This is a genomic window from Rubrivivax rivuli (assembly GCF_004016505.1).
GTDB lineage: Bacteria > Pseudomonadota > Gammaproteobacteria > Burkholderiales > Burkholderiaceae_C > Rubrivivax > Rubrivivax rivuli.
In genome coordinates this window covers 21252-32697 of sequence record NZ_SACR01000002.1, presented here as the reverse complement: position 1 = coordinate 32697, position 11446 = coordinate 21252, and the positions used below count along the sequence as shown (strand labels likewise).

At 67.9% G+C, this 11446-nt stretch carries 13 protein-coding genes; 5 read left to right on the top strand and 8 right to left on the bottom strand.

The genetic code is table 11. The features are described from left to right. Nucleotides 1-2: 2 nt before the first annotated feature. The 4 genes from ligA to EOE66_RS04760 all read left to right on the top strand — a co-directional run bounded on the left by ligA (nt 3) and on the right by EOE66_RS04760 (nt 5248). The gene (gene ligA / locus EOE66_RS04775; RefSeq protein ID WP_128227554.1) at nt 3-2045 is read left to right on the top strand and encodes an NAD-dependent DNA ligase LigA; all 2043 of its coding nucleotides are present in this window, start codon (nt 3-5) and stop codon (nt 2043-2045) included. After that, on the top strand, nt 2032-2556 hold the full coding sequence (locus tag EOE66_RS04770; protein ID WP_164885003.1) for an AAA family ATPase: 525 nt from the start codon (nt 2032-2034) through the stop codon (nt 2554-2556). The genes ligA and EOE66_RS04770 overlap by 14 nt, the downstream gene beginning before the upstream one ends. A gap of 74 nt (nt 2557-2630) precedes the next feature. Then, entirely contained in the window at nt 2631-3167 is a 537-nt protein-coding gene (gene def / locus EOE66_RS04765) for a peptide deformylase (RefSeq protein WP_128227552.1), read from the top strand. Between the two features lie 173 nt (nt 3168-3340). Then, nucleotides 3341-5248, top strand: a complete 1908-nt coding sequence (locus EOE66_RS04760; RefSeq protein WP_205702635.1) for a DUF6600 domain-containing protein — start codon at nt 3341-3343, stop codon at nt 5246-5248. Nucleotides 5249-5278: 30 nt separating this feature from the next. Here EOE66_RS04760 and EOE66_RS04755 read toward each other — a convergent pair whose 3' ends face one another. Further along, entirely contained in the window at nt 5279-5962 is a 684-nt protein-coding gene (locus EOE66_RS04755) for an arylesterase (protein WP_128227550.1), read from the bottom strand. On the opposite strand from EOE66_RS04755, the gene EOE66_RS04750 reads away from it, so the two are divergent. Further along, the gene (locus EOE66_RS04750) at nt 5946-6641 is read left to right on the top strand and encodes an ABC transporter ATP-binding protein (protein ID WP_128227549.1); all 696 of its coding nucleotides are present in this window, start codon (nt 5946-5948) and stop codon (nt 6639-6641) included. The genes EOE66_RS04755 and EOE66_RS04750 overlap by 17 nt on opposite strands. 38 nt (nt 6642-6679) lie before the next feature. On the opposite strand, the gene EOE66_RS04745 is transcribed toward EOE66_RS04750, so the two are convergent. From EOE66_RS04745 to EOE66_RS04715, 7 genes are all read right to left on the bottom strand, one after another. Then, nucleotides 6680-6997, bottom strand: coding sequence for a hypothetical protein (locus tag EOE66_RS04745; RefSeq protein ID WP_128227548.1), 318 nt, complete (start codon nt 6995-6997; stop codon nt 6680-6682). 74 nt (nt 6998-7071) lie between these two features. Beyond that, a complete protein-coding gene (locus EOE66_RS04740; RefSeq protein ID WP_128227547.1) occupies nt 7072-7521 on the bottom strand; it encodes a hypothetical protein in 450 nt (149 codons plus the stop codon). Between the two features lie 113 nt (nt 7522-7634). Further along, a complete protein-coding gene (locus tag EOE66_RS04735; RefSeq protein ID WP_128227546.1) occupies nt 7635-7856 on the bottom strand; it encodes a hypothetical protein in 222 nt (73 codons plus the stop codon). A gap of 139 nt (nt 7857-7995) precedes the next feature. Next, nucleotides 7996-8277 (bottom strand): energy transducer TonB, encoded by a 282-nt coding sequence (locus EOE66_RS04730; RefSeq protein WP_128227545.1) that lies wholly within the window; start codon nt 8275-8277, stop codon nt 7996-7998. 715 nt (nt 8278-8992) lie between these two features. Next, the gene (locus EOE66_RS04725) at nt 8993-9580 is read right to left on the bottom strand and encodes a hypothetical protein (protein WP_128227544.1); all 588 of its coding nucleotides are present in this window, start codon (nt 9578-9580) and stop codon (nt 8993-8995) included. A 144-nt stretch (nt 9581-9724) separates the two neighbouring features. Beyond that, the gene (locus tag EOE66_RS04720; RefSeq protein ID WP_259376386.1) at nt 9725-10297 is read right to left on the bottom strand and encodes a phosphotransferase-like protein; all 573 of its coding nucleotides are present in this window, start codon (nt 10295-10297) and stop codon (nt 9725-9727) included. Between the two features lie 178 nt (nt 10298-10475). Then, nucleotides 10476-11156 carry a hypothetical protein gene (locus tag EOE66_RS04715; RefSeq protein ID WP_128227542.1) on the bottom strand — a complete coding sequence of 227 codons (681 nt, stop codon included), beginning with the start codon at nt 11154-11156 and terminating at the stop codon, nt 10476-10478. Nucleotides 11157-11446: the final 290 nt, after the last annotated feature.

Here is an 11446-nt window from a genome sequence, read left to right as displayed (position 1 = left end):
CCATGAGTGCCGAGACCGACCTGGCGCCGCGCGCCGCCGAGCTGCGCGCGCAGCTGCACCACCACGCCCACCTGTACTACGTGCTGGATGCGCCTGCGCTGCCTGACGCCGAGTACGACCGCCTGTTCCAGGAGCTGCAGGCCATCGAGGCTGCGCACCCCGAGCTGCTGACGGCCGATTCGCCGACGCAGCGGGTCATCGGCCGGGTGCTCGATGGCTTCACGCCCGTGCGGCACGCGGTGCCGATGCTGAGCATCCGCACCGAGACCGACACCACCGCCGCAGGTGCCACGGCTTTCGACGAGCGTGTGCGCCGCGAACTCGCGCTGTCGCCCGAAGCGCCGCCCGTGGCCTACAACGCCGAGCTGAAGTTCGACGGCCTGGCGCTGAACCTGCGCTACGAGCACGGCGTGCTGGTGCAGGCCGCCACGCGCGGCGATGGCGAGACGGGCGAGGACGTGACGCAGAACATCCGCACCATCGGGCAGATCCCGCTGCGCTTGAGGGGCGAGGCTGAAAGCCTGCCACCCGTGCTGGAGGTGCGTGGCGAGGTCTACATGCGCCGCGATGACTTCGAGCGCCTGAACGAACGACAGCGCGAGAAGGGCGAGAAGACCTACATCAACCCGCGCAACACCGCGGCCGGCGCCGTGCGCCAGCTGGACCCGGCCATCACCGCGCAAAGGCCGCTGAGCTTCTACGCCTACGGCCTGGGCGAGGTGCAGGGCTGGGCGCAGCCGCCCACGCACAGCGCCACGCTGGATGCGCTGGCCGCTTTCGGCCTGCCCGTGTGTGCCGACCGCGCCGTGGCGCTGGGCGCCGAGGGCCTGGTGGCTTTCCATGCCGCGATGGGGGCGAAACGCGACGCGCTGCCCTTCGACATCGACGGCGTGGTCTACAAGGTCGACAGCGTGGAGTTGCAGCAGCGCCTGGGCTTCGTCACGCGCGAGCCGCGCTGGGCCGTGGCGCACAAGTACCCGGCGCAGGAGCAGCTGACGCGCCTGAACGCCATCGAGATCCAGGTCGGCCGCACCGGCAAGCTCACGCCCGTGGCCAAGCTGGAGCCGGTGTTCGTGGGCGGCACCACGGTGAGCAACGCGACGCTGCACAACGTCTTCGAGCTGCGCCGCAAGGGCGTGCGTGTGGGCGACACGGTGATCGTGCGCCGCGCGGGCGACGTCATTCCCGAGGTGGTGGGCCGTGTGCCGGGTGAACGCGCCGCCTACGTGCCCAACTTCCGCCAGCCCACCGCCTGCCCCGTGTGCGGCAGTCGCGTGCTGCGCGAGAAGGGCGGCATGGACCACCGTTGCACCGGCGGCCTGTTCTGTGCCGCGCAGCGCAAGCAGGCGCTGCTGCACTTCGCGGGGCGCCGCGCGATGGACATCGAGGGCCTGGGCGACAAGCTGGTCGACCAGCTGGTGGATGGCGGCCTCATCCGCACCTTGCCCGAGCTCTACAAGCTGGGCGTGGCCAAGCTCGCGGCGCTGGAGCGTTTTGGCGAGAAGAGCGCGGCGAACCTGGTGGCTGGGCTCGAGAAGAGCAAGACGACCACCTTCGCGCGCTTTCTCTACGCCCTGGGCATCCGCCAGGTGGGCGAGACCACCGCGAAGGACCTGGCGCGCCACTTCGGCGGCATCGACCGGTTGATGGCCGCGAGCGTCGAAGAACTGCTGCAGGTGAAGGATGTGGGTCCCATCGTCGCGCAGAGCATCCGCACCTTCTTCGACCAGCCGCACAACGTGGAGGTGGTGGAGCAGCTGCGCGCCGCTGGCATCCACTGGCCCGAACAGGAGGCCGCGCTGGGCCCGCAGCCGCTGGCCGGCAAGACGCTGGTGCTCACCGGCACGCTGCCCACGCTGAGCCGCGACGAGGCCAAGGCCTTGATCGAAGCCGCCGGCGGCAAGGTCTCGGGCTCGGTGTCGAAGAAGACGAACTTCGTGGTGGCCGGTGAGGAAGCCGGCAGCAAACTCGACAAGGCGCGCGAGCTGGGCGTGCCCGTGCTCGACGAAGCCGGGCTGCAGGAGCTCTTGCGTGCAGACGACTGAACCCGCGGGCCCCGCCCGACGTCTGGCGCTGCTGGGCGGCGAGAGCAGCGGCAAGACCACCCTGGCCCAGGCCCTGGCCGAACAGCTGCACACGGCGTGGGTGCCCGAGTACGGCCGCGAGCTCTGGGAGCGCCTGCGCCAGACGCTGAGCGTGGAAGAACTGCTGCACGTGGGCCGCCACCAGATCGAGCTGGAAGACGCAGCCGCGGCCGGGCGCGGCGGCTGGATCGTCTGCGACACCACGCCGCTGACGACGCTGCAGTACTGCCTGCACGACCACGGAACGGCACCTGAGGAACTGCAGGCCATGGCCCGCCGCCGCTATGACCTGACGGTCGTGTGCGCGCCCGATTTCGCCTTTGTGCAGGACGGTTGCCGCCGCGACGACAGCTTCCGCCAGGCGCAGCACGCGTGGACGCTGGCGCAGTTGCAGGCCCAGGGTGTGCCCTGTCTGTTGGCGCAGGGCAGCGTGGCGCAGCGCGTGCAGCAGGTGCTGGCGGCCCTGCGCTGAGGGCCTGGCGCTGACAGCGCGCCCGGCCAGCCGCGACAATCGGCGCCGTTTGTGTGCAACCGAGGCCGGCCCCGATGACTGTTCGAGAAATCCTGAAGATGGGCGATGCGCGCCTGCTGCGCGTGGCCCAGCCCGTGCGCGAGTTCGGCACGCCCGCGCTGAAGACGCTGATTGCCGACATGTTCGAGACCATGGCCGCGGCCAACGGCGCGGGCCTGGCGGCGCCGCAGATCGGCGTCGATCTGCAGCTGGTGATCTTCGGCTACACCCACAACGTGCGCTACCCCGAGGCGCCCCCTGTGCCGCCCACGGTGCTGATCAACCCCGAGATCACGCCGCTGGACGAACAGCTGGTGAACGGCTGGGAAGGCTGCCTCTCGGTGCCCGGCCTGCGCGGCGTGGTGCCGCGCCACGCGCGCATCCGCTACCGCGGCTTCGACCCCGAAGGCCAGCCCATCGAGCGCGAAGCCGACGGTTTCCACGCCCGCGTGGTGCAGCACGAGTGCGACCACCTCATCGGCCGCCTCTACCCCACGCGCATGACCGACCTCACCCAGTTCGGCTACACCAGCGTGCTCTTCCCCGAACTCGACCCCACGGCCGACGACTGACGGGCCGGCTCGCTACAAGCCTTTACATCCGCCGGGGTCGGCGTGGGCGGGTGGGGCACCGTTGTAGGGCCATGAGCTTCACCGCCACCCCTTCGCCTTTCGCGTTTCAACCGCCGCGGCCGTTGCGCCTTGCTGCAGCCGGGGCTGCAGCATCTTGGCCGGCCAGGCTGTGGATGCTGGGCCTGGCCTTGCTGCTGGCACTGGTGGCACCGCTGGCGCTGGCCGACGAAGACCCGCCCGGTCGCGTGGGCCGGCTGGCCGATTTCAACGGCAGCGTCTCCTGGTGGGACAGCGACACCGGCGAATGGGCCGAGGCCGAGCGCAACCGCCCCCTGACGCAGGGCGACCGCGTGAGCACGGCGCAGAGCGGCCGTGCCGAACTGCGCGTCGGCTCGACCGTGCTGCGCCTGGCCGCGAACACCGAGTTCGAGGTACTGCGCCTGGACGACGAGCGCCTCGTCTTCCAACTGCACAGCGGCAGCGTGGCGGTGCGGGTGCGCTCGCGCGAGATCGCCGACGAACTGGAACTCGTCACCGCCGAGGCGCGCTTGCGCCCGTTGCGCGCCGGCCATTACCTGCTGACACGCACCGACGACACCACCACTGCCGGCGCCTGGCGTGGCGAGTGGCACGTGCGCGGCGAACGGGGCAGTGATGGCCTTGTCGTCGGCCCCGAGCGGTGGGCCGAGCTCTACCGCGCGGGCCGCCGCGGCGAGGCGGGTGAACTGCGCAGCGCCTGGGTTTCGCCACGCGACGACGGTTTCACGCGCTGGGCGCAGGGCGAAGACGCCCGCGACGAGCGCAGCGCCTCCACGCGCTACGTCTCGCCCGAGATGACGGGCGTGGAAGACCTGGATCGCCACGGCCGCTGGGAGCAGCACCCCGAGTACGGCGCGCTGTGGCTGCCCCTGGTGGTGCGGGCCGACTGGGCGCCCTACCGCCACGGACGCTGGGCCTGGGTGCGGCCCTGGGGCTGGACCTGGATCGACGAAGCGCCCTGGGGTTTTGCGCCCTTCCACTACGGCCGCTGGGTGAACTGGCGCGGCCGCTGGGGATGGGTGCCTGGGGCCTATGTGGCACGCCCGGTGTATGCGCCGGCCTTGGTGGCCTGGGTGGGAGGCGGCGGCAGCGGCTGGGGCGTTTCGGTGCGCATCGGCAGCCCGTCCGTGGGCTGGCTGCCGCTGGCCCCGCGCGAGGTCTACATGCCGCATTACCGCCACACGCCGCGCTACGTGGAACGTGTGAACCCGGCGCCGCCCTACCGTTGGCGGCATGCGCCGGGGCAGGTGCCCACCGGGCCCATCAGCTACGGCAACCAGGGCGTGCCCAACGCGGTGACGGTGGTGCCGGGCGACGTGCTGGTGCGGCGCCAACCTGTCGCCGGCGCTGTGATGGGGCCGCAGCGCGACGGCGCCCGTGCGCCGCTGATGGTGCAGCCGCCGCCCGATGGCCCGGCTTTCGTGGGCCCCCGCATGCCGCGCGTGGCCGCCCCCGCAACCCGTGGTGACGGCCCGGTGGGCACAGAGTGGCCGGGGCGGCCGGATCGGCCGGTTCGCCCGGAATCACCCGACCGGCCGGGTGCCGTGGCTCCGGTGCAGGTGGTGCCCGGGGGTGCCATGCCGCTGCCAGCACCGGCGGCTGCCGAGGTGCGGCCGCAGCGTCCAGCCGACGGCGATCGTCGGGTGCGGGACGACGGCCGGGGTGATGGTCGAGTGGATGGCCGATTTGATGGCCGCTATGACAGCCGTCGTGAAGATCGCGTCGACGATCGACGCGATGACCGCCGCGACGAACGCCGTGATGACAGGCCGGACAACCGCCGCGAGCCGCGCCGCGACGAGGTGCGAGACCTGCGCCGCGTCGAACCGCCTGCGGCTGCCGTGGGTCCGAGCCAGCCACGCGCGCCGGTGGCACCGCCGGCCCCGGTGGCCCGCCCGGCACCGCCGCCGCCCGCCCCGCCCCCGCAGAACATGGGGCCGCAACGCCCGGAACGTGTGGAGCGCCCTGCCGGCCCGGCACCCTCTGAGCGCGCGAACACGCCCGACCGGCAGCGCGACAAGGACCGTCAAGACTTGCGCTGAGCCTGACGCGCTGCAGCGCGCGCCTGGGCTTCAGCGCAGCAGCGGCCTCAGCACCGGCCACACGTTGGCCAGCATGCGTGGGTGTGCCTCTGCCTTCGGGTGGATGCGGTCCGGTTGGAACATCGCCTCGGCATCGGGCCCGTCGGCCACGCCGGCCAGCAGGAAAGGCACGAGCGCCGCACCTTCGGCCTTGGCGACGGTCGCGAAAAGCGCGGTGAAGGCCTCGCCGTACTGGCGCCCGTAGTTCGGCGGCACGGCCATCCCGGTGATGAGCACGCGCGCGCCGGCGGCCTTGGCGGCCTGCGCCATGGCCGTCAGGTTGGCCTGGGTCTGGGCCAGCGGCAGGCCGCGCAAGGCGTCGTTGCCACCGAGTTCCAGCACCACCACGCTGGGTTTGTGCTGGGCCAGCAGCGCCGGCAAACGCGCGCGCCCACCGGAGGTGGTGTCGCCGCTGATGCTGGCGTTCACCACCGTGGCGGCGATGCGCTCGCGGGCCAGGCGCGCTTCCAGCAGGGCCACCCAGCCGCTGCCACGCGGCAGGCCGTACTCGGCAGAGAGGCTATCGCCCACCACCAGCACCTTGGGCGGGGGCCTCGTCCCCACGCCGCTTGCGGCTGCGCCGCCCGCAGACAGGGCCAGCAGGCCGAGCGCGCTACAGTGCACGAAGAAGGCGCGTCGCGCCTGGGCAGAAGCTTCGATGTCAGAACCTCTCATAGACGTGCGCAGTGTCAGCAAGCAGGTGGCCGATGCCACCGGGGCCTTGACCATTCTCCATGACATCAAGTTCCAACTGCGCCCGCGCGAGAGCGTGGCCATCGTGGGTGCATCGGGCTCGGGCAAGAGCACGCTGCTGTCCATCCTGGCCGGCTTGGACGTGCCCACCGCGGGCACGGTGATGCTGGCGGGCCGTGATCTGTTCCAGCTCGACGAAGACGCGCGCGCCGCCTTGCGTGCGCAGCAGATGGGCTTCGTCTTCCAGAGCTTCCAGTTGCTCGGCAACCTGACAGCGCTGGAGAACGTGATGCTGCCGCTGGAACTGATGGGCCGCAGCGACGCGCGCAGCGCCGCCACCGAGATGCTGCGCCGTGTGGGCCTGGGTGAGCGCCTGGCGCACTACCCGAAGCTGCTCTCGGGCGGTGAGCAGCAGCGTGTGGCGCTGGCGCGGGCCTTCGTGGTGCGGCCGGCGCTGCTGCTGGCCGACGAACCCACCGGCAGCCTGGATTTCGCCACCGGCGAGCGCGTGATGGCGCTGATGTTCGAGCTGAACCGCGAAGCCGGCACGACGCTGGTGCTGGTGACGCACGACCGCGGCATCGCCGCGCGCTGCGACCGCCAACTCGTCATCGAAGCCGGGCGCCTGCTGCCCGAAGTCTCGGGCGCGGTGCCCGCCTGACCGGCAGCCGCTTTGGCGTCAGCAGACGCCGGCGGGCTTCAGTCGAAGGCGCGCACCGCTTGCACCTGGGCTGCCGGCACGACGATGGCCTGGCCCCAGAGGCCGCCGCGCGTGGGCAGGCAAAGCCGGTAGGTCTCGCCACACGCCAGGATGGCCATGACCGGCTGGTGCTCCGTACCGAAGACGGCCGGCAGCGGCGCGCCCACTTCGGCATGCACCGGGGTGTCGCCATGCAGGAAGCGCAGGCTGTGGATGCGCTGCTCGGTCGGCACCATGCCGTTGAAGCGGGCGACGGCGTCATACAGTGACTCGGCATGTTCGATGCTGTCGGCGGCGGGAACGAAGAACTTGACCACGGTGGGATGTCTCGAAAGGGGCGAACCAACCAGTGTGGGCCGCGGGAAAGAGAAGCCGGCGCGCCGCGGCAGTGTCACTTGCCGCCGACGCGAGCGAGCGCAGCCTGTGCATCAGCCGGGAAGCGGATGCCGTCGCAACTGTCGAAAACCAGGCCATCGCACTTGCCTGGCGTGGCCAGGGAAAGCCGGTAGTAGACGGCGGCCGCTTGCGGCCTGCCGCGTGCTTCGGCGGCGCGTCCGAGGTAGAAGTAGCCGAGGTCGGAGGCGTAGCCGATGCGCACCACCTCCACGACGAGTTCCTGCCAGACCCCGTGCTGGTGCAAGCCGCGCAAGGCCTTGCGTGCGGCCCGCCAGGTGCCCGCGCAAGCCAGGTCGCAGGTGAGGCGGAGGCGGCCCGCATCCAACTCTGTGACGATCTGGTGCTGCTCGATCGGATCGTCCGTGCCGGCACGTTCGGTGGCACAAGCGGTCAGGCCCAAAGCCAACACGACACCCAGCACCGCAAAGAGGCGCGTGCGGATCATCGGACTGTGTGCATGCATGCCAAGCCGGAAGCAGTAGGGCGGGGCCACACTGTAGCCGCCACAGGCTGGCGCAGGTGGCCGACCCCGTGGGTGCCGCCGTGGTCTTCGTGAGTTCAGCCCCGCTTGCCGCCGATCAGCAGCAAAAGACCGCCGACCACGATGGCACCGACACCGGCCCAGACGGGCACGTTCACGGTTTCCTTCTCCTTGACCGACAGTTCCAGTGGCCCCAGCTTCAAGGCGGTGGTGTCCTTGGTGTAACTGAAACTGCCATAGGCCAGGCCCAGCGTGCCCGTGATGAGGAGCAGCAGTCCGATCAGTTTGGTGGCGTTCATGGTTTCCTTGATTGGCAACGGCGGTTGGGGACTGGCGTTCTGATGTTCGAGGCCCACCAGACCATGCAAGTGAGCCGGCCCGCCGTTGCGGGTCGGGGAACGAGCGAGGCGTCAGGCGGCTGAGCGCAGGTGCAGCGCACTACGAGATGAACCAGCGCTGTTCGAAGGTGAATGTGCCCAGGGTCGGTGGCCCCGAAGCCTTGTACTTGCAAGACTGCACCAAGCGGACGGCCGAGCGATCGAGCAGCTTGTGTTCACGGCTGTCACCGGCGCTGACCTGCACGACGACATCCGTGATGAGCCCTGGCTCGGTGACCGTGTAGCGGACTGTTGTCTTTCCCTGGGCACCCGCGCGCATGGCCGCTGCCGGGTAGAAGGGTTCTTCGCAAACAAAGCCAGAGTTGCCCAGTCGAAAGCTCAAGACGGGCTCAGCCGGCTGACCGGAGGCCACTCCGGTTGCCAAACCCGCTGCGCCGATGGCCAAGCAGAAGAGCGATGTGCGGGACGTGCCCAAGAGCAGAGATCCTGGTTGCGAGATATCCGACGATCGAGCTGACCCTGGCCATGGAAGCCCGTGTTGTCAGCCCTAAGCGTGAAGATGCTACAGCGGGCACACGACAGGCTCACAACCCGTGTCGTGCGGGGGTGGAGCTTGAGCGAGGGTGCCGGCCTCAGAGCGTGCGCCCTTGGACAGCCCTGCATTCGGAAACTGAACGGACGAGGGACCGTTTGGCCGAACGGTCGGCTTCCTTGGCCGAAGCCGGAAATGTCACCCGGAAGGACGGGAAGCTTCCTGGGACGCGCCTGGCTGCAACCCAGACAGCACTTCTGGCCTCGAGCGCTGCGCACATCCCTTTGAGAACCAACTCGGAGAAATCTGAGTCCTTCCGAGGCGCGGTTCTCACCTCGAGCACGGAAAACGCTTCTTCTCGTTGTGACTCGATCAGGTAACCAGCGCGGCTGCCCTCGGCGCCAAGCTGAACGAGGGACGCTGGAAGCGATGTGTCGGGCGAAGCCAGCGCAGGAAGCACGAGGCCACTGAGAAGCAACGGGAGAGTGACTCTGGACATTGGAGGGGCGATTTGACGTTCGAGGTGGGCTGCCGGTGGCGCCCAGTCTGACCGAGCGATCAGGCCTCACCGGGATGGCCGATCTTCAATGATCTTTGGCAGAACACCGGCGAAAAAAGAGGCGCCGTCACTTTCCATTGTGGCCCGTATGCTTTCTGCCACATACGAAAATGCCACGAGATAGCCCACCGGCTGATCAGGCAGGCGGCACAAATGAAGGACGATCTGCCTCAGGATGGGCCCGCTGTGGGCCATGTTGGCAGCCGCAGATGAAACATCGATCACTGCTCGCACGCGCGCGCAGGCATGCATGAGGTTCGTCAGTCGCTCAACTGACTTGCTGACGATGATGGCGTTCGAGCCACGAAAGTGCTGTTCGATGTTCTTCTCGACCTCCATCTGCCATGCTTGTGAGTCGTTCGGCACTGATGTCGGACAGACATTGACGATGGCCGTGTCTGGAAAGTAGGCGTGGTCTGAGGTCTGCCGAACAAAAATGACCCCGCTTTCCGTCTTGCGGAAAACTGACCACTGGCCTGCAGTTGGATACTTGACCATCAGCGGGCCGATCGCAACGTGGGCCGGCTCGGCAGCGTCAGCGATGAGCCCGTGCGAGTGAAGCAGGAGTGCTACGAAAGCAGTGCGGAGGCGCATTCGATGGGATGCTTGGCGGCCTAACGTTAGGGCCCACCCCAAGCGCGGAGCTCGGCGGTGTTAGCCCGGTGGCCCATGATGCGACGAACGGCGGGCACCGGGCTGACGACGTCTGCCATAGCAGGTCTTGGCCTGAGCGAGGGCTTAGGCTGCATTTGGGGTTGAGCGAATGTGACCTGCAATCTGAGATGCCAGTTGCTCCGGCTGGATGTCCGTCGTGTCGTACACCAAGTGTGCGGTGATGTGACCGCGACACTTTCGGAACCCGTGATCAGCTTCCTCAAGTGTTCGGTCGCCGCGTGCCAGTGTCCTTTCCGTGATGGAGTGCCAAGAAGCATGCAGCTCAACAATCAACGGGTTGAAGGAACCCAGGGCAGTCAGAAGCTGCTTTGCCCCGGCCGGGGTCATGATGACGGTGTCGAAGATGACGCTGTGGCCTTGCTGGAGCAGTACCGCGGCGCAGGCGTAGGCTGCAGCATTGATTGAATGCCAATCGACCGCGGTGTGATCGTTCAGTGCGTTCACCCGCTTCACCACTGATGCAGGCAGGCATCCCTGAATCGCATCGGGAGAGAAGCGAATCCACTGTTTCGGCAGCAACTCTTCTTGCAATGCCTGAGCGAGAGTCGACTTCCCGACGCCTGAGCTGCCGACGATCAGGATGAGTTGTCGGGGCATGCAGTGAGCTTCGTTTGTGCGGTCTATCGTTCGAGCCAACGCCGGATGCGGACGCGGGTGGCGTAGGCCCGGAGACTGGTGATGCTGACAACGGCGGGCGCAGTGCTTGCGACGCCAGCCCTTGTGGGTGGGGGGCTGAGCGAGATGTCAGGCCTCGCAGCAATCTCGCAGACGCCATTGCGTTCGTATCGAGATTGCATGCAAAGCACTGCAGAAGTCAGCTGTTGATCGGCCTGCGACTGATCGCGCTCGCCATGAACAAGCTGATGAGAAGAAGGCTCACGACGGTCGGCTCTGGAATCGATGCGCTGACGGGAGAAACGGGTCCAAACTCAAGGTTGTCGAAGCCAACTGTCCCTGAGGTCCCGCTGATCACGACTCTGTGAATTCCCTGTGCAAAGTCAAGCTGAAGAGCCGCGCCTTGTCCGATAGAGCCATTGTCAAACTCAGTATCAGAGCCCAACAATGTCCCGTCAATGCCGAAGGCGCTCATGGTGATGGTACCTGAATTCAGTGGGAACCAGTCACCCAAGATCCTGACCATGGTCGTTGTTCCGAGCGTGGAGGAGTCGCCTGGCTTTACGAAGGTAATGGTGATTGGGGCTGTATAGCTCAACGTGCCGTCGGCCAGGGTTCCCCCGATTACCGCGGGCGGCGATGGGGTTGCGGACGGATTAGGACTGTGATTTACGACTGCAGCAAACCCGCCTTGCGAGGTAAAGAGAGCGCCAAGCCCGAGGTACTGATCCGTCAATCGGGACGCTACTGGGACGGCAGCTCCCGGTGAGTTGAGCATGGCCGCAGGTGCTATGCCAGTCTCTTCAAAGGTGATTACTGCTGCATGGGAGGCCGTGGCAATAGAGCCCAGAGCCAAAAGGCCAGCGACTGTGAATTTCATGGCATGCGGTCCAAGAGGGTAAGGGAGGGCTCTTGGACTGTGCGGTCACAAGTGATCATCGAACATCCCGCGAGCGCGGGGATGCAAGGCCCAACGTTCGAGCGACCCCGACCGCAGAGGCGGGACGGCTTGCCCCTGTGGTGCAGCAGAAACCAGCGCGCCGCATGGGCGAGACGGCCTGCCGTATTGGCTCGGGGGCTGAGCGAGGGGTCAGGCCGTATGCACCTGCGAGAAGGAGAAAGCCAAGCCTTGCCTTGGAACTCTAGATGGCGGGAAGCAGGAGTGGCAGG